The organism is Allotamlana fucoidanivorans, from assembly GCF_045788535.1.
In the GTDB taxonomy this organism is placed as follows: Bacteria; Bacteroidota; Bacteroidia; order Flavobacteriales; family Flavobacteriaceae; genus Allotamlana; species Allotamlana fucoidanivorans.
Window position 1 is genome coordinate 2,467,390 of sequence record NZ_CP074074.1, and the last position, 23,907, is coordinate 2,491,296.

At 33.6% G+C, this 23,907-nt stretch carries 15 protein-coding genes and 1 tRNA gene; 12 read left to right on the forward strand and 4 right to left on the reverse strand.

All coding sequences use genetic code 11. The annotated features are described in order from the left end of the window. Nucleotides 1–79: 79 nt before the first annotated feature. From KFZ70_RS10890 to KFZ70_RS10915, 6 genes are all read left to right on the forward strand, one after another. Nucleotides 80–1,885 carry a RagB/SusD family nutrient uptake outer membrane protein gene (locus KFZ70_RS10890; protein WP_199240654.1) on the forward strand — a complete coding sequence of 602 codons (1,806 nt, stop codon included), beginning with the start codon at nt 80–82 and terminating at the stop codon, nt 1,883–1,885. A 48-nt stretch (nt 1,886–1,933) separates the two neighbouring features. After that, nucleotides 1,934–3,556, forward strand: a complete 1,623-nt coding sequence (locus KFZ70_RS10895; protein ID WP_158293175.1) for a carbohydrate binding domain-containing protein — start codon at nt 1,934–1,936, stop codon at nt 3,554–3,556. A 405-nt stretch (nt 3,557–3,961) separates the two neighbouring features. Then, nucleotides 3,962–4,035, forward strand: a tRNA-Arg gene (locus KFZ70_RS10900). 387 nt (nt 4,036–4,422) lie between these two features. Next, entirely contained in the window at nt 4,423–7,758 is a 3,336-nt protein-coding gene (locus KFZ70_RS10905) for a DUF2126 domain-containing protein (protein ID WP_139695286.1), read from the forward strand. Between the two features lie 10 nt (nt 7,759–7,768). After that, nucleotides 7,769–10,324 carry a circularly permuted type 2 ATP-grasp protein gene (locus tag KFZ70_RS10910; RefSeq protein ID WP_139695285.1) on the forward strand — a complete coding sequence of 852 codons (2,556 nt, stop codon included), beginning with the start codon at nt 7,769–7,771 and terminating at the stop codon, nt 10,322–10,324. 8 nt (nt 10,325–10,332) lie between these two features. Further along, nucleotides 10,333–11,256, forward strand: a complete 924-nt coding sequence (locus KFZ70_RS10915) for a transglutaminase family protein (protein ID WP_139695284.1) — start codon at nt 10,333–10,335, stop codon at nt 11,254–11,256. Nucleotides 11,257–11,424: 168 nt separating this feature from the next. Here KFZ70_RS10915 and KFZ70_RS10920 read toward each other — a convergent pair whose 3' ends face one another. Both KFZ70_RS10920 and KFZ70_RS10925 read right to left on the reverse strand, forming a co-directional pair. Beyond that, the gene (locus KFZ70_RS10920; protein WP_139695283.1) at nt 11,425–12,375 is read right to left on the reverse strand and encodes an alpha-E domain-containing protein; all 951 of its coding nucleotides are present in this window, start codon (nt 12,373–12,375) and stop codon (nt 11,425–11,427) included. A 6-nt stretch (nt 12,376–12,381) separates the two neighbouring features. Beyond that, complete coding sequence (locus tag KFZ70_RS10925; RefSeq protein WP_139695282.1) at nt 12,382–13,842, reverse strand: circularly permuted type 2 ATP-grasp protein; 1,461 nt, start codon at nt 13,840–13,842, stop codon at nt 12,382–12,384. A 425-nt stretch (nt 13,843–14,267) separates the two neighbouring features. On the opposite strand from KFZ70_RS10925, the gene KFZ70_RS10930 reads away from it, so the two are divergent. The 3 genes from KFZ70_RS10930 (at nt 14,268) to KFZ70_RS10940 (ending at nt 15,784) form a co-directional block, all read left to right on the forward strand. Continuing rightward, entirely contained in the window at nt 14,268–14,576 is a 309-nt protein-coding gene (locus KFZ70_RS10930) for a DUF5335 family protein (protein WP_139695281.1), read from the forward strand. Nucleotides 14,577–14,665: 89 nt separating this feature from the next. Then, nucleotides 14,666–15,202, forward strand: coding sequence for an HdeD family acid-resistance protein (locus KFZ70_RS10935; RefSeq protein WP_139695280.1), 537 nt, complete (start codon nt 14,666–14,668; stop codon nt 15,200–15,202). Nucleotides 15,203–15,370: 168 nt separating this feature from the next. Further along, on the forward strand, nt 15,371–15,784 hold the full coding sequence (locus KFZ70_RS10940) for a nuclear transport factor 2 family protein (RefSeq protein WP_139695279.1): 414 nt from the start codon (nt 15,371–15,373) through the stop codon (nt 15,782–15,784). A gap of 4 nt (nt 15,785–15,788) precedes the next feature. On the opposite strand, the gene KFZ70_RS10945 is transcribed toward KFZ70_RS10940, so the two are convergent. After that, complete coding sequence (locus KFZ70_RS10945) at nt 15,789–16,373, reverse strand: Crp/Fnr family transcriptional regulator (protein ID WP_139695278.1); 585 nt, start codon at nt 16,371–16,373, stop codon at nt 15,789–15,791. A 1,017-nt stretch (nt 16,374–17,390) separates the two neighbouring features. On the opposite strand from KFZ70_RS10945, the gene KFZ70_RS10950 reads away from it, so the two are divergent. The 3 genes from KFZ70_RS10950 to KFZ70_RS10960 are packed head-to-tail and all read left to right on the forward strand — an operon-like array spanning nt 17,391 to nt 20,496. Continuing rightward, a complete protein-coding gene (locus KFZ70_RS10950; protein WP_139695277.1) occupies nt 17,391–18,686 on the forward strand; it encodes an MFS transporter in 1,296 nt (431 codons plus the stop codon). A gap of 7 nt (nt 18,687–18,693) precedes the next feature. Next, the gene (locus KFZ70_RS10955; RefSeq protein WP_139695276.1) at nt 18,694–19,851 is read left to right on the forward strand and encodes a mandelate racemase/muconate lactonizing enzyme family protein; all 1,158 of its coding nucleotides are present in this window, start codon (nt 18,694–18,696) and stop codon (nt 19,849–19,851) included. Nucleotides 19,852–19,863: 12 nt separating this feature from the next. Then, nucleotides 19,864–20,496 (forward strand): bifunctional 4-hydroxy-2-oxoglutarate aldolase/2-dehydro-3-deoxy-phosphogluconate aldolase, encoded by a 633-nt coding sequence (locus KFZ70_RS10960; RefSeq protein ID WP_139695275.1) that lies wholly within the window; start codon nt 19,864–19,866, stop codon nt 20,494–20,496. 60 nt (nt 20,497–20,556) lie between these two features. Here the strand turns inward: KFZ70_RS10960 and KFZ70_RS10965 are convergent, their stop codons facing one another. Then, nucleotides 20,557–23,898, reverse strand: coding sequence for a VCBS repeat-containing protein (locus KFZ70_RS10965; protein WP_139695274.1), 3,342 nt, complete (start codon nt 23,896–23,898; stop codon nt 20,557–20,559). Nucleotides 23,899–23,907 lie beyond the last annotated feature (9 nt).

Sequence of the window (23,907 nt, forward strand, 5' to 3'; positions counted from 1 at the left end):
TGTATGAGAAAAACAATTAAATTTGAAGAAGTAAGTATCATGTTATCAGTAAATTATGTTAATCAAAAAAAATAAGACAATGAAATATATATTAAAACCATACCATGCCAAGATAGCTGCCATAGCCGTATTGGTATTCTCTATGGCTCTATTTGGCTGTAAGGAAGAAGAGTTTTTGGAGCAAACTAATCCTAATCAAATTTCTACGGGCACATTTTGGAGAAATTTAGGAGATTTAGATAAGGGTATTATAGCAACCTATAAAGCATTTGCATCGGGAAATAATTATAAATTGATTGATGAAATGTTACGGTCTGACATAGCTTGGGGAACTGGATATCAAAGGCCCAATAATGTAAATCCTTATTATTTACAAATTTTTACTGAGGCTGATGCTTCTCCAAACCAAAAATGGGCACAATTGTATGTTACTATTTTTAGAGCTAATCAAGTTATAAAAGCGGCTAAAAGGTTAATGGGAACGTTTGGAGACGAAGATGACGAGGAAGAAGCTAGAGAGGTTTACGCTCAAGCAAGATTTTTTAGAGGTTTTATGTATTTTATTTTACATAACTCTTATAATCAAGGATCTGTTCCAATTTTTGATTTTGTCCCAGAGAATGAAGCCGATTTTTATCAATCAGTTTCCCCTGCAGAAGCAGTTAGAACTTTTTATTTAGAAGATTTACAATATGCATCCGAGAATTTACCATTTTCATGGGATGACCCGAAAGATTTGGGTAGAGTTACGGCTGGTGCTGCGGTTGCTTTAATAGGTCAATCTCATTTATATGCTGGTAATTTTTCTGAAGCGGCGGTATACTTTAAAAGAGTGATTGATGATTTTGGTTATTCTTTAGCTCCTAATATTGGAAGCAATTTTACTACGCTTGATGAGTTTAATGAGGAGTCTATTTTAGAAATAAACTATACCATGAACTATAAGAATGAACTAGGGCCATGGGATGGACGTGATACTGCAAATACATCGTCATTACAAAAGTTACTTACAGGCGGTCCAGGTGGCTGGTGGGGCGGTGTACTAGCTAATTGGTTAATTTTAGAATATAGAAATGAACAAATAGATTTTTCAGATGCCAGAAATAAAGTAATAGATGAAGATGGTAATGAAACGTTTAGAAAATTCAGTTTAAGAACCTCTTGGTCTGTAGCATTGGTTGATGATGAGGATACAGGATACTACGGGAGTCCAAAAACGGGGCAGGCCTCTAATTTTAATGTTAGAATGACGGCATTTTGGAGAAAACATACCAATTGGGATCTTGGTATGAAAAGCGAGGATGAAATATCTCCGGGTAAATCGCGTTCAGCAATCAACGAAAGGCTCATTCGTTTAGCTCAAATTTATTTACAATATGCAGAGTGTATGATAGAAATGGGTAATGTAGATGAAGCATTGCTATATATCAATAAGGTAAGAAGACGTTCAGCTGTACAACTATTAGGTCCAAATGGTTCAGGAGAGTTTCCACAAAATGATCATGATAATATTGTTTATGATGCAGCAAGTTTAATGGAGCATTTAAGATACAAAGAGTATCCTCTAGAATTATCTTGTGAAGGTTACGGAGGTATGAGAAATATTGATTTGAGAAGATGGGGTGTTAAAAAACAACGTTTTGAAGAACTATCAAAAAGAAGATACCATGCATTACATTATCCTATTACGCTAGAAGATGGTAGAAATGTAACACGATGGGCCTCTATTGTAGAAGAACTTACTCCAGGTGACCCAAATATTGATGAAGCTTGGAATGAGTTTGTAGAGGCCTCTCAAAACTACAATCCTGATTCACATGCGTATTGGCCACTTCCTAATAGTGAGATTATTGCTAATCCTAAGCTATATGGTTCTGACTTTTAAAGTTTAGGTATAGGTTAAAAAATGTTTAAAGAAATTAAAATATACAAAATGAAAAATAAATTAATATTATTGATGTTCTTGGTTGTGGGTGCACTGATAGGATGTCAAGACGATGATTATGAGCCACCCACAGATCTTACTGATGTTGGTTTTTACTTGAGTACAGGTCAAGCTAAAGAGTTAAACATTGCATTGAATAATTTCATTTCGTTTTCTGATTTGTCTTATGGTACTACGAGTCATGAATGGCAGTTAAAATCAACAGGATTAACATTCTTGAAAGGGCCTATAAAAAGACAAGATAGCATTCTTGAAAACTTCATAATAGAACCGAGAGAGCAGGTGTCAAATGCAAAAACGGTACATGTGTATTTTCAAGAAGCAGGTATGAAAGAGGTAAGGTTATATAATACGTTTAAAGACTCTGTGACTTTTCGTGGAAACAATGGTGTTGAAGATTATTTTGTAGGTTCTGAGAGGATTAATGGTCAATGGGTTATTGATACTACCTTTTCTGTTAAGGTATGGGATACTATTGCGCCTGTGATTAAGGTAAGACAAAACGGATTGGAGATTGATCACACCAGTACAGATACAATTTACGTCGAGGCTGGAGACTTTTTAGAGTTTGAAGATTTAACGACGCAAGGAGAGCCAACTGGGCGTAATTGGTTTGTACGCTATATGCCTAAAGAAGGTGTGCCATCAACGCCAGAAGATGTTGTGGCAGGAAGCAGCGAACAAGTAGCCAACATTATCTTTAAAAAACTTGGAGTTTTTCAAGCAGGGGTTAATGTAGTAAGAAGTGGACAGAATATTCCAGGAGGATCGGCAAGATACATTATAACATCTCCAATAAAAGTAATACCCTCATCAAAGCCATTTGTTGTGTCTGGTGATGTTATTGAATTAGAAGATGAAACAATACAAGTGCCTTTTAATGGTGAGTTTGCACCTTTTGTTGGTCAAGAGCCATATTTTAAGGTTACAGTTAATGGTACGGATTTTTCAATTGCTTCGGTTGAATTGCATCCTACTGATGCAACATTGTTACAGATTAAATTGAATGATCCTATTTATAGACCAGATGTGATTACAGTTTCTTATGATGGTAATGGAACATTAGAGTCTACAGATACGCGTAAGCCAGTTGCTTTTACAGATTTACCGGTAATCATGCATGATGTAAATATGTTACCACCCGCCATTGCTAGTTTTGAAGATGGAGGTAATAGATGGGGACCATTTACACCTGCCTGGGGAGAAAATCAAGGCGATTATGAATTTACAACCGATAAAGCATTTAAAGGCGATTATAGTATGAAGTTGACTATGGAAGATGGAAAACGTTGTGCTATGAGATCTATGTTGAATACTGATGCAATTACTTTTGAAGCAGGAAAAAAATATGTTATGCGTTTTTCAATGTATTTGGAATCTTCCACAAATTTACCAAGTGAAATTAGTTTGTGGAGATTGCAGGAATGGGCTAATTTTTGGGTGAATCCTGATCAAGTAAGAGGTCAATGGGTTACCGTTGAAAAAGAGTTTACATCCACAGGAGTATTATCACAATTATATTTTAGAATATTACCAAATGGAGCAGGTAATTCTGATTATGTAGCATATTTTGATAACTTCTACATTAATGATGTAGAAGAAAGACCATAGTGTTTTGTTAAGTTAGTTTTATTATTTTAGTAGCATAAAACCAAGTTTTATGTAAGAAGTTCAAGCCCGTTTATTGATTGTAAATGGGCTTGAGTATTTTTAATATATAACTCAAAATTTAATTGATAATTTAAGAACTGGTCGGGCTTTCAGTAAAATTGAGTTCATATTAAAAGCAAATGTTAATGGATGCATTTATTGACTCGATTTTTGCTTCTAAGATAAAGTAAAATTAAGATATGGTGAAGAAATAAATTTAGGGACTAAATCTAATCTATTTGCAAATTGTTTCAAAATAGAGGCCTCCTTAAAAGGGGTAGACGAATTGTATGAAAATTATTTTAAAATAGATAAAAATATTTGGTAGTCTTTTAATAAAAACTGTATATTTGCAGCCACAAAAATGGCCACGTGGCGCAACTGAATAGCGCACTTGATTACGGCTCAAGAGGTTCCAGGTTTGAATCCTGGCGTGGTCACAAAGAAAAACCCTGTAAATATTAGTTTATAGGGTTTTTTGTTGCTTCAATTTATTTTTCACAACTTTAAAATTCATTCAAAAAGGATTGTATTCTTTAGTAATTACTGTCCTAATACAAACGCTTTTTTTGTTTGTTTACAACTGTTGAATTATGAAAACAAGTCTATTTTATTATGAGGACACAAAGATTTCTAAAATATGATATGCATAACAGACCTTAATTTTTTTTAAGGATATATCAATTTTAAGCATAAATAAAAAGGATATGCTATATCTATCTTTGAGATAGGGTTTTAGGAGTTTTTATCGATTTAAATAATAGTTTTTTTAGAAATATTAAAATAACTTTATTCCAAAAGAAATACCTGTCAATTAAAAACAATCTATGGCTTTAAAAGTTATTATTTCTCATAAAACCTCATACAAATTTGATAAGAAAGTAAACTTATCTCCTCACATTTTTAGGCTAAGACCTGCACCACATAGCAGAACGCCTATTGAATCCTATTCTTTGAAAATAACCCCTGAAGAGCATTTTTTTAATTGGCAACAAGACCCTTTTGGAAACTATCAAGCTAGGGTAGTATTCCCAGAAAAAACAAAGGAGTTGTCTATTGATGTAGAAATTATAGCCGATTTAAAAACCATAAACCCTTTCGATTTTTTTGTAGAAGAAAGTGTAGAAGAATACCCTTTTGAATACGCCGAAAGTATAAAAAAAGAATTAACACCGTATCTTGAAATCAATGATTCCGGCGAGCTAATAGAGGCTTTTTTAAAAACCATTGATTATACACCAAGAAAAACCATATATTTCTTAACAGACCTTAACCAAAAAATATATGAATTCTTATCTTATAATATTAGGTTAGAGCCTGGAGTTCAAACGGCTGAAGAAACGTTGGCATGTAAAACAGGATCTTGTAGAGATTATGCTTGGTTATTTGTACAAGTTCTTAGGCGTTTAGGGTTTGGTGCCCGCTTTGTTTCTGGTTATATTGTTCAGTTAAAAGCAGATGAACCTTCTTTAGATGGCCCCTCAGGTCCAGCAGAAGATTTTACCGATTTGCATGCATGGACCGAAGTCTATTTACCTGGAGCAGGTTGGATTGGTTTTGATGCAACCTCAGGCTTACTGGCAGGCGAAGGACATATTCCACTAGCCTGTACCCCGCATTATGATAGTGCTGCAGCTGTAACAGGGATGACAGATCCTTGTGAAACTGAATTTGAATTTAGCAATTCAGTAACCAGAATATTAGAATCCCCACGCGTTACCAAACCCTATACAGAAGAACAGTGGAAAGCTATAAATAGATTAGGCCATAAAGTAGAACGCGATTTACAAAAAGGAGATGTTAGGCTAACCATGGGAGGTGAACCTACGTTTGTATCTATAGATGATATGGAAGCTCCTGAATGGAATACAGATGCCGATGGTTCTCATAAAAGGCAATTAGCTAATGAGCTTACTAAGAGGTTGTTAGGTAAAATGGGAAAAGGAGGTATGTTGCACCATGCACAAGGGAAATGGTACCCTGGAGAACCGCTACCTCGTTGGGAAATCCAGCTTTATTGGAGAAAAGATGGCAAAATGATTTGGCATAACCAAGAGTTATTATCCAGTTTTGCACCAAACCCTATGGTTCCCAAAGGGAGCGATATTACATTTTTGAAAACGCTTTGTGATTATTTAGCTATTTCTAAAAGCAGTGTTATACCTGCCTATGAAGATGCTTTTTATACTTTATGGGAAGAAGGGAATATGCCAATTGATATTGACTCTACGGAAGATGATAGTGACGCTTTAATAAGGGAGCGTATTGCTGAGATACTTAATAGAGGAACCCATAAGGCAGCAGGATTTATTTTACCGTTAAATAAGTCTGGTGACCAATGGTTTAGTTCAGAATGGGTTTTCCGAAGAAAACATTTGTTTTTAACTCCTGGAACATCACCTATAGGTTTAAGGCTTCCTTTAAGTTCATTGGAAACAAAGCCGGAATACGCTGATTTTCCTATGTATGAGCCAGACTTATTTAAAAAACGGAAGCAATTACCAAGTTTTAAACGCTTGGTAAACTTACGGTATAAGGCATTTTCTAAAAATGGATTGGACGCTAACAAGCCAAAATACTTTGTGCGAACAGCCATTTGTTCTGAAATAAGAGAAGATAAACTGTATTTGTTTTTACCACCTTTAAATTCAATTGGAGCTTTTTTAGACCTTGTAGCATCTATTGAAGCTGTGTCTAAAAAATTAAATATTCCCGTGATTTTAGAAGGGTATAATCCACCTCATGACAACAGGATAGAATCCATGAAAATCACCCCAGATCCTGGGGTGATTGAGGTAAACGTACATCCAATTCATAATTGGGGTGATTTAGTGAATAATACGCTTATGCTTTATGATGAGGCCAAAAAAGCACGATTAGGTACTGAAAAATTTATGCTTGATGGTAAACATACAGGAACAGGAGGTGGAAATCATGTAACTCTAGGAGGTATTACACCTTCTGATAGTCCATTACTTCGTAAACCTAGTTTATTGCGCAGTTTGCTAACATTTTGGCAACATCATCCAGGGCTTTCTTATCTGTTTTCAGGAGCATTCGTTGGAGCTACAAGTCAAGCCCCTCGTATAGATGAAGCACGCATGGAAAATCTCTATGAGTTGGAAATAGCATTTAGTCAAATTCCTAAAAATGGCGAAGTACCGTTTTGGCTCACGGATAGGTTGTTCAGACATTTATTAACAGATTTAACAGGCAACACACATAGAGCCGAATTTTGTATAGATAAATTGTATTCACCCGATTCGTCTTCTGGGCGTTTAGGTATTTTAGAGCTTAGAGGTTTTGATATGCCACCGCATCCCAAAATGAGTCTGGTACAAATGCTTTTAGTGAGGGCTTTAGTGGCTTGGTTCTGGAAAAAACCTTATGAACATGATTTAGTCCGTTGGGGTACCGAGTTACATGATAAATTTTTAATAGAGCATTTTGTAAGAGAAGATATTAAGGATGTAGTAGATCAGTTAAATAGAACAGGATATAAATTTGAAGAAAGTTGGTTTGATCCATTTTTTGAATTTAGATTCCCATTGCATGGTATGGTTGATATTAATAATATTCATCTGGAATTAAGAGCTGCCATAGAACCATGGAATGTACTGGGAGAAGAAATGACAGGTGGTGGAACTGCACGCTATGTAGATTCTTCGCTAGAGCGTTTACAGGTAAAAGTTTCTAATTTCACTAGAGAACGATATGTGTTAACCTGTAACGGAGTAAAAGTTCAGTTACAGCCTACAGGCGTAAAAGGCGAGTATGTAGCCGGTGTAAAGTACAAAGCGTGGAATCCGTATTCAGCCTTACACCCTACTATTGGTGTTGATACGCCATTAGCTTTTGATATTGTGGATACATGGAACAGAAAGTCTATAGGAGGGTGTAAATATTTTGTATCGCATCCAGGAGGCCGATCTTATGATACATTTCCAGTGAATAGTTTTGAAGCAGAATCGAGACGTATTAATCGTTTTTGGGATATTGGTGAAACACAAACAGAAGTTGATATTATAGAAGAGATTACAGCTAGTGATGTGGCTGGACCTCTTAGGGTAGTTGAAGCGCTGGGAAGTAAAAGAAAATTTAGATATAAAACGCTTCCTATTGATCCAGAATTTCCAAATACATTAGATTTGCGTAAAAAATAATGAAGTTCTAATGAAGCTGGATGTTGAGTCATTAATTGAAAACTATTTTGATGGGGTGTCTTACGATGAGATGTTTCATGAAAACAAGCAGGTTAAAACGACTTGGAAGAATTTATACGACACGTTAAAAACCTTGGGGCGCGACGAATTAATTTCTAGACAAAAAGAAATTGATTGGAATTTGGCCGAAAATGGTATTACCTACAACGTTTATAATGACCCCAAAGGCCTTAATCGTCCATGGAGTTTGAATCTTGTGCCTTTCATAATGCACAAAAATGAGTGGAACGATGTTGAGAAAGGGTTACAGCAAAGAGCTACATTACTTGATTTAGTAGTTAAGGATGTTTATGGCAATAGAGAATTGCTTAAAAACGGAATAATTCCTCATGAGGTCATTTTTGGGCATAGAGGCTTTTTAAGGCAGTGTGATGGTATTCAGCTGAATACAGAAAAATACCTGTCCGTTTATGCAGCTGATTTGTCTAGAGGCCCAGATGGAAGAATGTGGGTGGTTAATGATAGGGCACAAGCACCTTCAGGAATGGGGTATTCCTTAGAAAATAGAACAATTTCTAGTCGGGTACTGCCTCATGTATACAGAAGCATACATGTTGGTGATCAAGACCGGTTTTTCAATGATTTTAACCAGCTGTTAATCCAATCAGCTCCAGCTAAAACATTAAATCCAACGGTTGTTGTTCTCACGCCAGGACCACATAATGAAACCTATTTTGAACATGCTTATTTAGCCTCTTATTACGGGTTTCCTTTAGTACGCGGTAGTGATTTGGTAGTTCGAGACGGAAAGCTTTGGATGAAGTCCCTTAAAGCTTTAAAGCAAGTTGATGTGGTGTATAGAAGGGTAGATGATGTGTTTGTTGACCCGTTAGAATTAAGAGAAGATTCTTATTTAGGTGTTGCCGGCTTATTAGATGTTGTTAGGCGAAGAAATGTAAGCATTATTAATCCTGTAGGGGTTGGTATCATTGAAAACTCAGGGCTTATTCCTTTTATGCCTGCCGTGGCTAAATATTTTTTAGACGAAAAATTAATCTTACCCCAAATTGCCACTTGGTGGTGCGGACAAAAGAAAGAATTAGATCATGTAATGTCTGATATTTCCAAGTTAGTAATCAAACGAATAGATAAATCTAACCGAGAAAGTATTGTGTTTGCAGAGTTTTTAAACACACAAGAATTAGAAAAATTAAAAAATAAAATAAAAAGCCGCCCGTATTTATACGTTGCTCAAGAAAAAATAAAGTTTTCAACAGTACCTAATTTTGTGAATGGCAAACTTGAACCTAGAAATATGGTTTGTAGAGCATTCACTATTGCTAATACTGAGGGTTATAGTGTTATGTCTGGTGGGTTAGTTAGAGTATCTTCAACAAAAGAAACTGTTCGGGTAAGTAACCAGCGTGGCGGAACCAGTAAGGATTTTTGCATTATAGATGAAAATGCATCAAAAATAAAAGCGCCAAGAGTTGAAACCAATGTTACTCCAGTTGCCACTGGGTTAAATGATTTACCTAGTTTAACTGCCGAGAATTTATACTGGGCAGGACGTTATATTGGTAGAGCTTTGGTTACTAGTAGGCATTTAAGGATGGTGCTTAATCAAATGATTAATAATGAAGAGGATATTGATTTAGAAACCAATACCAAACTGAGTATTTTACTGCGTTCGGTAACACAACTCACAAATACCTATCCGGGTTTTGTGGGAGATAAAGGAAAACCTTCAATTTCAAATATCAGAGAAGAACTCATTGCTGTTATAGTTGATAAGAATAAAGTAGGTAGCTTAGCGCATACGTTATCTATGTTTAGTAATTCGTATTACTCCATTAGAAACCTGTGGTCCACCGATATGTGGCGTGTGTTTGAAAGTATTCATCAAATTTGGGATCCCGTTATCAATGCAGATGAAGAATCCGTATCCTATAAAGCATTAATTAAAGTTCTAGATCAATTAATTACGCGGCTTATTGCCTTTATGGGATTAATTGAAGAGAGTATTTTGGTAGATCAGGGACTTTTACTGTATTTTATTGGTCTTAACCTTGAACGCGTTATTTTAAATGTATCTAATTTTCAGAGCATGTTAACCGTGGTAACGGATGATTATATTGAATATGAAATTTTAGAAGCCATGTTACACAGCCATGAAAGTTTAAATATTTATAGATATAGTTATCGTTCATATATTAATATTAGTAGTGTGATTTCCCTCATTCTTTTAGATACTAAATATGCACGTTCTCTTACCTATTTGGTAAATAGGGTTAGAAAGGATATTATTCATTTACCGCACTCTAAAGTTAAAGGAGCATTACAAGATTATGAAAAACCTATTTTTGAAGCTTTTTCAAAGCTAAGATTGGCTTCAGTTGCCAATTTAGTCTCTGTTTCTGAAGAAAACATGTATTTGAGGGAAAATTTAAACAACTTATTGTCAGAGTTAAATGCCTTGCTTTATAAAACCTCTAAAACCATTTCCGATACGTATTTTAATCATGTGAATGATCAGAGTCAGCTCACAAGACAACAGTTTAGCTAATTAAGACTATGGATTTTCTTATTACACATATCACAGAGTATAGTTATAGCGAGGAAGTTGTGTTTTGCCATAATATAGCTACTATTAAGCCAAGGCAATCTCCTGGACAAAAACTTTTAGAGTATCATGTAGCTATTAATCCTGAGCCTACAGAGTTTTCTGAACGTAAAGATTTTTTTGGTAATAATGTGACCCGTTTTTCTATTCAGAAAGCGCATAAAAAGTTAGAGGTGACTTCAATCTGTAAAATATCTAGAGACTATACCGCTATCAAGAACAGTTTTTATTCAGAGGAGAGTGTTAAAGTGACTTTAGAGGAAGCTTTGAATAGTTTGAATAGGAATACCAAAGAAAATTTTGAGCCTAAGCAATTTATTTTAGATTCTATTTTAATTAAAAACAGTAAAGCGAACATTAAGGCATATGCTTTAGAATCCTTTAAACCAAATCGTTCTGTTTTTGAAGCGACCAAAGAGCTTATGCAACGTATTTATGTTGATTTTAGTTTTGTTTCGGGCTTTACCAGTGTTTCAACACCTTTAAGTGTGGTTATGGAAGAAAAGAAAGGTGTGTGTCAGGATTTTGCACAAATAGGAATTGCTTGCTTACGGAGTGTGGGGTTGCCAGCACGCTATATTAGTGGTTATATAGAAACAGTACCACCCCCTGGAAAGCCTAAACTTATTGGAGCTGATGCCTCACATGCCTGGTTTGCAGTATTTATTCCAGGATATGGTTGGGTTGATTTTGACCCAACGAATAATACTATTCCAGAAAACCAGCATATTGTTGTTGGCTGGGGAAGAGATTATTATGATGTACCACCCTTAAAGGGGGTAGTTTACAGCTCAGGAACAAGTAAACTTAATGTATCGGTTGATATAAAAGCATTAAATAGCAAGGCAGCGTCTAGTCAAGAAACAATTCAGTAAAATTTACTTAAACCTTTATTTACTGCTGCTGTTGCTGTTGTTGCTGAATTAATGACTCATCAGCTTCTGTGATGTTATTAGATTGCATTAACGCTTTTTTCATGGTATTAAATTACAGAAAAAAGCGTTTCAGAACTATTAGAATATAAAATGACTAGGTTTTTCTAGTTAATGATAGAAAAATTCTTCTTCCATTTTTTTACTGATTTCAACTAATTTATTTAGTATTTTTTCAATAAATGTTCTAAAATCTACTTCAATTTCTTCAATGTATTTATACTGGTACTCAGCATAAATTTTATTAACTAAAAATGCAGTAGTTCCTTTTTTGGGTTTTATGTCATCTGATAACACCTGTATGTGTTGTGCCACATCAGAAAGACTATTAATAACTGATCTTGGGCACTGGTGATTCAATATTAGGAAATCTAACGTATTAATGCTATTTGGGGTTTCTCTGGTAAAGCGTCTCATCATGTCATAAGACTCAACACATCTTAATAAGGTATCCCATTCTAGTGTAGGAGCAACCAAAGCGCCTTCTTCTCTTTTAAGTTCAATGGCTTGTATATCGTTATACTTAGCATTTATTATTCTAATAACTTGGGTAGCTCTTTCCATGTTAAGCCCAAGATTAATTATAGAATATACTTCATCATACAGTAAGGTGCATCTAATTTTTGCTTTCAATATAGCGGTAAACTCTATAATATGCGTGGCAAAATCATACAATCCTTTGGTAACCAAATAATCAGAGGAATAGTTTAAAACGAAATGATAAAACTTGTTTATAGCTTCATATAATTCGGTAGAGATTAAATCACGCGAGCTATTAGCATTTTCACGAGCCAATTTCACGCAATTTATAATGGAATATGATTTTTTAAGGTTTAAACAAATGTTATAGAGCACATCTGTTTCTGCTACATGTGTATCGTCTTTTATAGGGTCTCCTACCATAAAAAGTAATGACCTCAATACAAATTGTCTAGATTGAGACAGTTCATTAGGGGCGTCTAATGAAGAAAAGTAATTAACCCTTAAATACCGTGCTACATGTTCTGAGCGTTCTATATACCTGCTCATCCAAAATAAATTATCTGCAACTCTTGCTAACATAAATTTCTATTTTTTTAATACCCAAGTATCTTTTGATCCACCGCCTTGCGAAGAATTAACAACTAAATTTCCTTTCTTCAGTGCAACTCTGGTTAAACCACTTTTTAGCACATAACTTTTATCTTTTCCAAGTAAAGTAAACGTACGCAAATCTACATGCCTGGGTTCAAAAGATTTTTCATCTTCTATATAAGTAGAATGTACAGAAAGCGACATTATAGGTTGCGCAATGTACTTTCTAGGTGTTTTTAAAATAATTTTTTTAACATCTTCAATCTCTTTTTTTGATAATTTATTTCCGATAAAAATACCATAACCACCAGCTTCATCAACAGGTTTAACCACTAGAGATGCAATATTATTTAAAACATATTCAAGATCATCTTTTCGGTTACAATGATAGGTGTGTACATTTTTAAGAATAGGAGATTCCCCCAAGTAATATTTTATAATTTCTGGCATATAAGTGTAAATGGCTTTATCATCAGCCACTCCAGTGCCCGGCGCATTCGCCAAACATACGTTACCTGTTTTATAAGCCGAAAACAATCCAGGAACACCTAATACCGAGTCGGGATTAAAAACTTCAGGATCCAGAAAGGCATCATCAATTCTTCTATAAATAACATCAACTTTTTTAGGCCCGTTGATGGTTTTCATGTAAACAAATCCTTTTTCTACAAAAAGATCACGACCTTCAACCAACTCAACCCCCATGCCTTTAGCCAAATATGAGTGTTCATAATAGGCCGAGTTAAAAACACCAGGTGTAAGTACTACACAGTTGGGTTTATCGACACCTTGAGGTTTTACGGTTTCTAGAATATCTAATAGGTTTTGGGAGTAATCATTAACCGTATGTATTTTATATTTATCAAAGACTCCAAATAAGGCACGTTTTAAAGCTGTTCTGTTACATATTACATAGCTCACGCCTGAAGGACACCTAATATTATCTTCTAAAACATAGTAATTACCATCAGAATGTTTTATTAAGTCTGTACCTGAAATATGATTATAAATACCTCCAGGAGGATCAAAGCCTTTCATCTGTTCTAAATAATTAGCCGATGATTCAATAAGTGCTTGTGGCACAATACCCTCTTTAATAATGTTTTGATCGTGATATAAGTCTTCTAGAAATAAATTTAATGCCTTACTACGCTGCAATACACCATTTTCTATATGCTGCCATTCTTTATGATCTATTATTCTTGGAAACAAATCAAAAGGAAAAATCTTTTCTTTAGTTTCATTATTTCCATAGACTTGAAATGTAATGCCTTGATTAAAAAAAGAAGTTTTAGCATACTCATTTAAAGTTTCAAAATCTGATATACTATGACACTCATATAAATCAAAAAGTGTTTTGTATATGTCTCTTACATTACCTTGTGAATCAAAGACTTCATCTAGAAATTTGTTATCAAACGAATAGGAAGAAAAGATGGGTACATTTTTATACATAAATACGGGTAATTAGATATCTTAAAATTATTAATAAAAAACGTATTTAGTTGCTGTAAATTCATAAAAATAGCACGTTATAATAGAGATATCATAATATTAAAGGGAGCTTATTGTTAGTTTTAAAATTTAGGATACGTACCGTATTTATGAACTATATGTGCGTGTCTATCGGTTAAACATATTTTTTACCCTAAAAACAACTTTCTTTTTACAAAAAAAAAGCAACATCTCATTTCGTTAATGCAGACATGTGTTTTTTAACTATTTGTTTATCAATGCATTAATAAGAATTGGTTCTCTAGTCTTAATCTAGATTAAGATACGTTATTAATCTGCCTTATAAGTGTAAACTGTATTTAGCTCGCATCTTTGCAGTGTAATTATTTCACAAAACAAAGTATAACATTTTTAATAATAAAAACATGCAAGTGATTAAAAAACTAGAACCTTCAGATTGGCAAAACAGACTTCAAACGTTGTCAACAGGAAACCGGGGGCGAATAGCAAAAATAGATTTTGAAGACAAAACAATCATTGAAAGTGGGGTGCTTGAGTCTATAAACTATGATCCTAAAACAAAAGGCAATGATTTAGTGCTAACCCTTGATGGTTATATTCATAACATGGATTATCCAAAAGAATTGTTTGTGGTTGAACAAGAGAATGGAGAAGTCACCTCAATTAAGATTTTAGATAAAAAGGGTTTAACAACAACAGTAGGATTACTTTAAAACAAATAATAAATATAAAATAATAAACAAACATGGCTTTTTCGTTTATCGTCTAAGGGCATTGAGAAAAGCTTTTAAAATTTAAAATTATGAAAACATTGAAAAAAAATTGGTGGTTAGTATTATTAAGAGGTATCGTTTTAATTTCTTTAGGCTTCCTTATTGTAGGAAATCCTATGGATGCCTTAGTAGGTATGGGGATTTATTTAAGTATAACCTTATTATTCACAGGAATTATGCAGGTGATTGGAGCCTTATCTACAAGAAAAGTATTTAATAATTGGGGATGGAGCTTAACTATTGGTATAATAGATATTGTGTTTGGTTTTATTTTGTTATCTAGTCCAGGAATAACGGCTATAACTTTACCTTTTGTAGTTGGTTTTTGGATTATTATTTCAGGGCTAATGACGTTTTTAGAGTCTTTCAACTTTAAGAAAACTGGTGTTAAAAATTGGTGGTTTGGTTTAATAAGTGGGGTATTGTCTGTTATTGTAGGTTTTATCATTACAAATAATTTATTGGTGGGCACTCTCGCTATAAGTATATGGGTAGGAGTAGGTTTTATTCTTTCAGGATTGTTTAATACCAATATAGCATTCAAATTAAAATCATTGAAATTCTAAAAATGAAGTAGTAGAAATTACATGTTGCATAAGCCCAGAATCAAGCGCGTTCTGGGCTTATTGCGCACAACGGTTTGATATGTGTGTGAAAATTATATCAATATACTATTGTCATTATTGCAATTGATTTTTATAAGAGAAAAGATTTAATCATGTTAAAAAAAGGTCATGGATAAAATAGATAAACAAAAAATAATAGAGTTGTTAGAGAGTTATAAAACAGCATTAAATACTGGTAATACCAAAATGCTGGAACAGCTATTTTGTAAAGATAGTTTGTTTATGCCTTCAGAAACAATGACGGCTATAGGATTACAGAACGTTTTGAGTGCTCATGAAGCTATTTTTTTAAAGGGAAACTTGAAAGTAGATATCTATATTGAAGATATTGAAATTGATCACGATTTTGCATTTGCTGTGACCAATTCGGTTATTACTGTTTCAAATACAGGCTTGGTTAACACTGAAGATTATAGAGAACTTTTTGTTTTTGAAAAAATTTATGATGAATGGAAGATTGCTAGATTTATGTTTAATAAGTTGAACGCAGAAAACAGTATATCTGAATTTGATCGAAACTAGTAATTTAACGTTTAATTAAGCGTTTACGTAAAACACTCAAAAACTCAGGCGTCACTCCAAGAAAAGAAGCTATTTGAACGTTTGATATCCGGTTAAACAAATTAGGATAGGTTTCTAAAAAATGTAAATAACGTTCTTCTGCGGTAGAACTTATATTATGAAGCGAGCGCTGTTCTTCTTTAGCAAACGCTTTTTCTAAAAACAGTCTGAAATATTTATCAAATTTTGGGTAATTATCATAGAGCGATAATAAATCGTCTCGTTCTATTTGTAAAATGGTAGATTTTTCAATGGCTTCAATATATAATTCACTTTTCTTTTTGGTAAAAAAGCTCCCCAAATCAGCAATCCAACTTTCTTCAGTTGTAAAATGAAGGTTATGTTCTTTACCATTTAAATCTACTTTATACATTTTAAAACAGCCCTCAATAACAAATGTGTAATGATTGCAAATGTCTCCTTCATGAAGAATGAATTGACGTCGTTTTACATGGCGTACGGTTACACAATCTTTAAGCGCTTCAATTTCCTCTTCATTTAAAGGAACCGATGCTTTTGAAAAGTTTTCAATCAGTAAGGTCAAATCCATGATTCAAATCTACTTGAAAATTTTGAATTTAAGAAATGTATGGCTAGTAGAAAATGAGCAATAAAAATAGTTGGTATTATTCAATGGTTTGAAGCGTTGTTGTTTCGAGTCTAAAATTCAGAAATTGTTTATTTATTGTGTATTTAGAGAAAGTTTTTCAAACAGATGAATTGGCCGTAAATTGTACTTTTATAACATAATACATGCATATTTATTTAGCTCATTAATTGCTCTTTTAATTAAGGCGTGCACTTTCCTGAAATAGGTTGACTAAAAATTAAACAATTAAATAGTCACTTATGAAAATACAAAATGAACACTGGCGATAAAAATTTATGGATTCATACCCTGTCAAAACATCTATATCCTAATTGAGTAGATAAAAATGAGTAGAGGTGGTTTACTCATAACGCATTTAAAAAACTTGAAATACCTTTTATTAACAAACAGACCAACAAAGTATTTGATAAAAGTAATAGATGTAATCGTTATATTATAATAGTGGCGTAGTTAAAGGGTAATAATTACTATAATACAATAAAGAAAGCTAATTTTTGTGACAGAAAGCAAAGATAATGTAACTACAGGCTTCAATACCAGTCACCTTATTTGGTGGAAATTCATTGAATAGAAGCCTTAACCGAGGTGGATTAAATCAAGTTTGGGTATTTCATATTGCCTATGCCAAAACTCTAATGGATGACCGTATTTAGTTACAAACAGTAGAATTTTTTTATGATATTAAATTTAAAATTATTACACCGATAAAAACTGCTGTTTTTTGAGTACATAGTAATATGGTACAACAGGAAACAATTATACTCCAAGTTTCGGTTATAAAACTTTTTATGGCTTGGAACAGGAATTTATCAATTTAAAATATGTGGTGTATCTCAGCAATGCCATTTCAAGAAAAATAGTAATTTCTGTTCAATTTCGGGTTTTATTTGATACAGTTTAAGTATATGAAGCTGATAGTTATATATTTATCTATAAATAAATAACTGATATAAGCAAATGAGTAATAAAAGAATTAAATCGAACTCAAAGAAAAGATACGGTATATTAAGTATGGTTTTTATTACAGTAGTAATAAATTATTTAGATAGAACTAATATTTCGGTAGCGGCATTTGCCTTAAGAAAAGATCTAGGTATTGACACCGTTCAAATGGGGTATGTGTTTTCTGCTTTTGGTATTTTTTATGCATCGCTTCAAATTCCAGGAGGTATCTTGGCAGATAAGATAAAATCAAGAATACTATATACCGTTATTTTAATTTTGTGGTCTATAGCTACTTTATTTCAAGGACTCGTAAATTCTTTTGGAGCTTTATTAGGTTTGAGAGCAAGTATTGGAGCCTTTGAAGCACCTTCATATCCAATAAATAATTTAGTGGTAAGTAGATGGTTCCCAGAAAAAGAGAGAGCGTCGGCTATAGCGGTTTATATTTCAGGTCAATTTTTAGGATTAGCTTTTTTAATGCCTTTTTTAACACTGATACAGGATGCTTTAGGGTGGAGAGGATTATTCATTGTTTCAGGTATTATTGGTATTTCATGGGCGTTTATTTGGTACATTTTTTACAGAGATCCTCAAGATCATAATACTATAAGCGCTTCTGAATTAGAGTATATTGAAAGTGGAGGAGGGCTTGTTGGTACTAAAGTAGCTGATAAGCAAAAGAAAAAGTTTGCCATGAATGATTTTGTACAAGCATTTTCTTATCGAAAACTTTGGGGGGTATACATTGGTCAGTTTTGTTATGGTGCTACAGCCATATTTTTCTTAACCTGGTTTCCTACATATTTAGTAGAGTTTAGAGGGTTAGATTTTATTAAATCTGGTTATTTAGCTTCATTACCCTTTTTAGCAGCATTCGTTGGGGTTTTATTATCAGGTTTTACATCAGATTTTTTAATAAAGAAAAAGGTATCAAATGAGGTTGCAAGAAAGGCACCTGTAATTATAGGCATGCTGCTATCTACATGTATTATAGGTGCTAATTATACCAATAGTACTTTTTACATTATTTTGTTTTTGGGTATAGCCTTTTTTGGAACAGGTTTAGCTAGCATAGCATGGGTTTTTATATCGTTAATAGCACCTAAAGAAAATATGGGGTTGATAGGAGGTGTATTTAATTTTATAGGAGGCTTGTCTGCTGTTGTTATTCCATCTGCTATTGGTCATTTAGTTAAAGATGGTGATTTTAATCCAGCCCTAGTTTTTATTGCGGCAATTGCTTTCTTGGGTTTTTTCTCATATACTTTTTTAATAGGAAAAGTGGAACGTATAGTTCCTAAAAAATAAGATTAAAATGAAGATTACGTCAGTAAAACCATACCCTATAAATATAGGGGCAGGAACCCAATTAGTGGTAAAATTAGAAACTGATACTGGATTATATGGTTGGGGTGCTTCTGGTTTATCAGGCAGAGAGTATGCTGTAATAGGGGCGCTTAAACATTTTGAACCCTTAGTTGTTGGCAGAAGTCCTATGGATATTGGTGCTATTTGGCAGGATTTATATCGTGGGCAATATTTTGAAGGAGGCAGGGTGTTAACTGCTGCAATTTCAGCAATTGATATTGCTTTATACGACATAAAAGGAAAAGCACTAGGTGTTCCTGTTTATGAATTGTTAGGAGGAAAGCAACGCGATTACATACCATGTTTTGCCTCCGTTAGGTTTTCTACTCTGCAAGAACTCCTAAAAGAATCCAAAAGATTAATGGCTGAAGGTTGGGATATGCTCAGGTTAGCACCAGCTGAATTCGAAGACCAAGATGATATTTCGCGATTTGAGCCTAGAGAATCAATTTCAAAAATTGCAGAATGGATGGTTGTCTTGCGTAATGAATTGGGAAAAAGTGTTACTATTGGTATAGATTATCATTCAAGGTTGAGTATACCTGAAACCTACTCTTTTATGAAGCGAATGCCAGCAGGTACATTAGATTTCATAGAAGAACCTATTAGAGACGAAAATCCGGTTGCTTATGAGCGCTTAAGGAGTTTAATAGATATTCCATTTGCAATAGGTGAGGAGTTTGCAAGTAAATGGCAGTTTTTGCCATTTTTAGAGAGAAATATTACTCAATATACCCGTGTAGACGTATGTAACGTAGGTGGAATTACAGAAGCTATGAAAGTAGCTTCATTGGCTGAAGCCCATTATATTGATTTGATGCCACATAATCCTCTTGGACCTATCTGTACCGCTGCATCTATACATCTGGCTGCCGCTTGCCCTAATTTTAGTTGGTTAGAAGAAGTAAATACAGGAGCACATGTACTCACTAATGATTCTAGATTTTATCCAACTCAGCCAAAATTAAAAGGTTCAAAATATCCTGTATTGAATACGCCGGGCTTAGGTGTTGAAGTTAACGAAGAACTAGTAAAAAGAAGTAAGTTTGTTCCAGTTGAAATTCCTAGATTGAAAAAAGATGATGGGTCATTTACAAATTGGTAAAAATTATTAGTTATGAATAGAACTAGACTTGTAGAAATTATTCAGAAAGAGAAACTTATTTTTGTAACAAGACTAAAGGATCATACAAAGGCTCAGTTAGTAATTTCAAGTTTGGTTGCAGGGGGAGCTAAGGTGATGGAAATTACATCAAACACCCCAAATTTTGCAGAAGAGATCTCAAAAGCAAGAAAAGCTTTTCCAAACGTTTTAATTGGAGCAGGAACTGTTATTAATAAACAAGTTGCAAAAGCCGCTATAAAGGCTGGAGCACAGTTTTTAGTTACACCTAATACAAGTAAAAAATTAATTTCTCTTGCACATAAAAATGGTATACCTATTTTAATGGGAGCGCTTACCCCATCAGAAGTCTGTAATGCCTGGGAAGCAGGAGCAGATTTTGTAAAACTATTTCCTGCCGATATCATGGGTATACCATATTTAAAGTCTATAAAAGCTCCTTTAAACAAGGTTAATTTATTTGCCGTAGGATCTATTAATCTTGATGATGTAAAGGAATGGTTTGATTCGGGAGCGCAGGGTATTGGAATAGCAAGTATATTACGGGAACCTATTGAAACCGATGAGGATCTAGATTATATAAAACAAAATGCAGCAAATTTTATTTTAAAAGTAAAAGAAGTTTAATAGCTAGTAAATATTTATACAAGGTAAATAAAGGCTAATCAGCTAGCGTAATAGTTACTATTAGTAACTTATCATTTGAATGGCTTCATTATTATTTCCAATTAGTATAGCATTAATGTTGTTAATAGTAATTTTTTCCATGCTTTTTGCATTATGAGGTGTGAAAAAACCACTTTTTAAGGTTGGAATTGGTGTAAAATCACCTTGTCCGTTTCCTTTTAAAAACAAGCCAATACCAGCATCATTTCTGGGAGTTTCTATTTCAGAGCCATAAAGGTTACCCGAAACTAAAATGTCTTTATTACCATCAGAATCAAAATCCTCAATTAGAATATTATTTATGTTAGATATTTGAGCTAACATAGGTAGTTTATGCATTTTAAAAGACGTTCCTTTTATATTTTCAATATAATATGAAGCAAAAGTATAAGCTTTAAGGTTTAAGGCATTATTTAAGTCATTTCCATAAATATCTAATAAGTTAGAGTCTCCAAAAGATTCATAGGTAGGAAACTTTTCACTCAAAGAAGGTATTTGTTGAGTGGAACAAGATTTTCCTCGTACCGGATAGACCTGACCATGATCGTAGTAACTTAAAACAATGTCTTGGGTTCCGTTCTTGTCAAAATCATAACTGTGTACTTGAAAAGGCGAATTTACAGAAGCTTTGTATTTATAATTCAATCCTAAATTACCTACAACTAAATCCATATCTCCATCACCATCCATATCTGCACTTTTCACCTCAAAATACCAACCTTCAGATTTATCTATTCCTTCATAATTTTGAATTTTATATTTTCCGTTCACATTTATAAAAATAGTTATAGGCATCCATTCTCCAACAACCACCAGGTCTAGATTTTCATCATTATTAACATCCACCCAAGTAGCGGATGTGACCATACCAATATTATTTAAACCAGGAATGGTACTATTGGTAACGTCTACAAATTTTCCATTTTGGTTTTCAAGTAATTTAGAACTTGTTGGAAACGCATATTTTTGAGGTGTATGACGTCCGCCTATAAAAATATCCATATCTCCATCATTATCGTAATCTGCTTTTTCAACTACGGAACAACTAATACGATAATCGGGTACTTTAGTTTGGTCTTTTTTAAAGTTGCCATTTCCATCGTTAACATAAAGTCTATCTTGGTATTTTGGATTATTGACCTCAAACTCATTGCCGCCGCTAGCTACAAAGAGATCTAAATCTCCATCATTATCAATATCAATAAAACAGCTTCCTGCATCTTCACAATTTTTATCAATGGACCAACCTCCTATATTTTGAATTTCAAATATTCCGCTGAGCTTTTGTAATACCAGTTTTCCTGAATGATTTGCTGATCCTCCTATGTAAAAATCGTCTAACCCATCTCCATTGGCGTCTCCAACAGAAATATACGGACCAAATTGAGACATTTTATGAGGTAATAGAATTTCTTTTTCATAATCGTTATAGTTGTTTTCTTGATGTTTTAAAGAAAGACTAATTGATTTTGTAATATCTTTAAATAGTAAGCTGTTTTTTTGATTGGAAATGTTATAATTTTCGTTTGTGTGATCAGAGGACACTTCTATAGTTTGATTGGCATCTAATTTTTTTAAAACAGTATTTTTGCCATTTGGCCAGCTAATTACGGCTTTATCGATTGCTGTTGAAGAACCAATCCCGAAATGGGCAATATCTTCACTTTTAGACATATAGCCTCTGTTATTTGTAATCTCTACCATTTGCCATAATGAATCGTTTTTGAAAATTGAAACTCTTGTGCCAAAAATCAACATGTTATTTTCATGTTTTAATTTAAAACGGATAAAATTGCCAAGGTTACGTTCAACCGAATTATTTCTATAAATAAGGGCTTCATCATCAATGTTATTAATAATAAGGTCTAAATCACCATCTAAATCTAGGTCTGCATAAGATGCACCATTGGAAAGGGTTTTTAACGAAAATCCCCAATCTTCAATTTTGTTTTCAAAGGTTAAATCACCATTATTTTTAAAAGCATAGTTTTTTAGTTTATCTATAGGAGCCATTTTGGCCAATGTTAAGACATCTACCACGTCTTGAAAACGTTTGTTTTGTTGTTTGGCAACAACTTCAATGCTATCAAGAATCTGTTCATATTTGCTATTTATATCGCTAAATCGCATATTTCTTCTTATACCATTGGTAACAAAAACATCTTTAAGACCATCATTGTCAAAATCTGCGATTAAAGGTCCCCAACTCCAATCTGTATTGGAAACACCAGCAAGTTGGGCTATATCACTAAAAGAATTGTTGCCATTGTTTTTATGCAATGTGTTAAACATGTATTGATGGTGCCAACCCTTATTAACAATAGCCCAAAAATTTTCAGGGTTCATACCGCTCATATTTGTTTTTATGCGCTTGTGATCTTCAGCAACCATATCAACAACCATGATATCCAGATTTCCATCGTTATCAAAATCGGCTATGTCGCTACCCATACTAAAATTAGATATGTGTTTAAAGGAATGATTGATGGTATTTTTAAAGGATCCGTCTGCATTATTGATATACAAAAAATCAGGTTTGTCATAATCATTTGTTATATACAAATCTGTCCAACCGTCATTATTTAAATCGCCAGCACTGGCAGAGAGACCATGAGCAAGGTTTCTTGTTTTTGCAAGCCCTGATATTTCAACAAACCCTTTGTTGCCTCCTAAATTTCTGTATAATTTATCGCTGAATCTTGGATTTTTATATTTTAAGGGGGTTTGCCCCGTTTTTCTACTACCATAACTTGGAGGCTGATTAACTAAATATATATCAGGCCATCCATCTTTGTTATAATCAATAACATTGGCTTGTATTGAGAAACCTATGTCATTTACACGAAACACTTCACCTGCTTCGGTAAATGTTAAATCTCCATTATTTATGAATAACAAATTTGACGTTGAGCTATTCTCTTTGCTTGCATTTTTACAGACATAAATATCCTGTAAACCATCAGAATTGAAATCTGCAAAAGTAACACCTGTTGACCAGGAATTAAATTTATTGATACCAGACGATTCGGATATGTCTTCAAAAACTAAATTACCTTTATTTAAGTAGAGTTTGTCATTCACTTGATTTCCAGAGAAATAAAGATCTTGTAAGCCGTCATTATTGATGTCTCCTATTGCAACTCCAGCACCATTTACAAAGTTTTCGTTTATAATATGGTTTTCTTCTGCGGTTTCGGTAAGGGTATTAGAGAATTTAATATTGGTATAATCAGAATTTACCAAGGTAAAATGTTTGTCGGTTTCAAGTAGGGGGTAGGGCAAATCACGCTTACAGGATTGGATAACTATTGAAAGTGCTACTAGAAATAAAAATGAAATGATTTGTTTATTTTCTCTATTCAAGACTTAATG

What these genes read in the sequence shown, in the direction of transcription:
- KFZ70_RS10890 (WP_199240654.1), top strand. Translation starts at nt 80, where the DNA reads ATGAAATATATATTAAAACCATACCATGCCAAGATAGCTGCCATAGCC.
- KFZ70_RS10895 (WP_158293175.1), top strand. Translation starts at nt 1,934, where the DNA reads ATGAAAAATAAATTAATATTATTGATGTTCTTGGTTGTGGGTGCACTG.
- KFZ70_RS10920 (WP_139695283.1), bottom strand. Translation starts at nt 12,375, where the DNA reads ATGTTAGCAAGAGTTGCAGATAATTTATTTTGGATGAGCAGGTATATA.
- KFZ70_RS10905 (WP_139695286.1), top strand. Translation starts at nt 4,423, where the DNA reads ATGGCTTTAAAAGTTATTATTTCTCATAAAACCTCATACAAATTTGAT.
- KFZ70_RS10940 (WP_139695279.1), top strand. Translation starts at nt 15,371, where the DNA reads ATGGATAAAATAGATAAACAAAAAATAATAGAGTTGTTAGAGAGTTAT.
- KFZ70_RS10945 (WP_139695278.1), bottom strand. Translation starts at nt 16,373, where the DNA reads ATGGATTTGACCTTACTGATTGAAAACTTTTCAAAAGCATCGGTTCCT.
- KFZ70_RS10925 (WP_139695282.1), bottom strand. Translation starts at nt 13,842, where the DNA reads ATGTATAAAAATGTACCCATCTTTTCTTCCTATTCGTTTGATAACAAA.
- KFZ70_RS10935 (WP_139695280.1), top strand. Translation starts at nt 14,666, where the DNA reads ATGAAAACATTGAAAAAAAATTGGTGGTTAGTATTATTAAGAGGTATC.
- KFZ70_RS10915 (WP_139695284.1), top strand. Translation starts at nt 10,333, where the DNA reads ATGGATTTTCTTATTACACATATCACAGAGTATAGTTATAGCGAGGAA.
- KFZ70_RS10950 (WP_139695277.1), top strand. Translation starts at nt 17,391, where the DNA reads ATGAGTAATAAAAGAATTAAATCGAACTCAAAGAAAAGATACGGTATA.
- KFZ70_RS10955 (WP_139695276.1), top strand. Translation starts at nt 18,694, where the DNA reads ATGAAGATTACGTCAGTAAAACCATACCCTATAAATATAGGGGCAGGA.
- KFZ70_RS10960 (WP_139695275.1), top strand. Translation starts at nt 19,864, where the DNA reads ATGAATAGAACTAGACTTGTAGAAATTATTCAGAAAGAGAAACTTATT.
- KFZ70_RS10910 (WP_139695285.1), top strand. Translation starts at nt 7,769, where the DNA reads ATGAAGCTGGATGTTGAGTCATTAATTGAAAACTATTTTGATGGGGTG.
- KFZ70_RS10930 (WP_139695281.1), top strand. Translation starts at nt 14,268, where the DNA reads ATGCAAGTGATTAAAAAACTAGAACCTTCAGATTGGCAAAACAGACTT.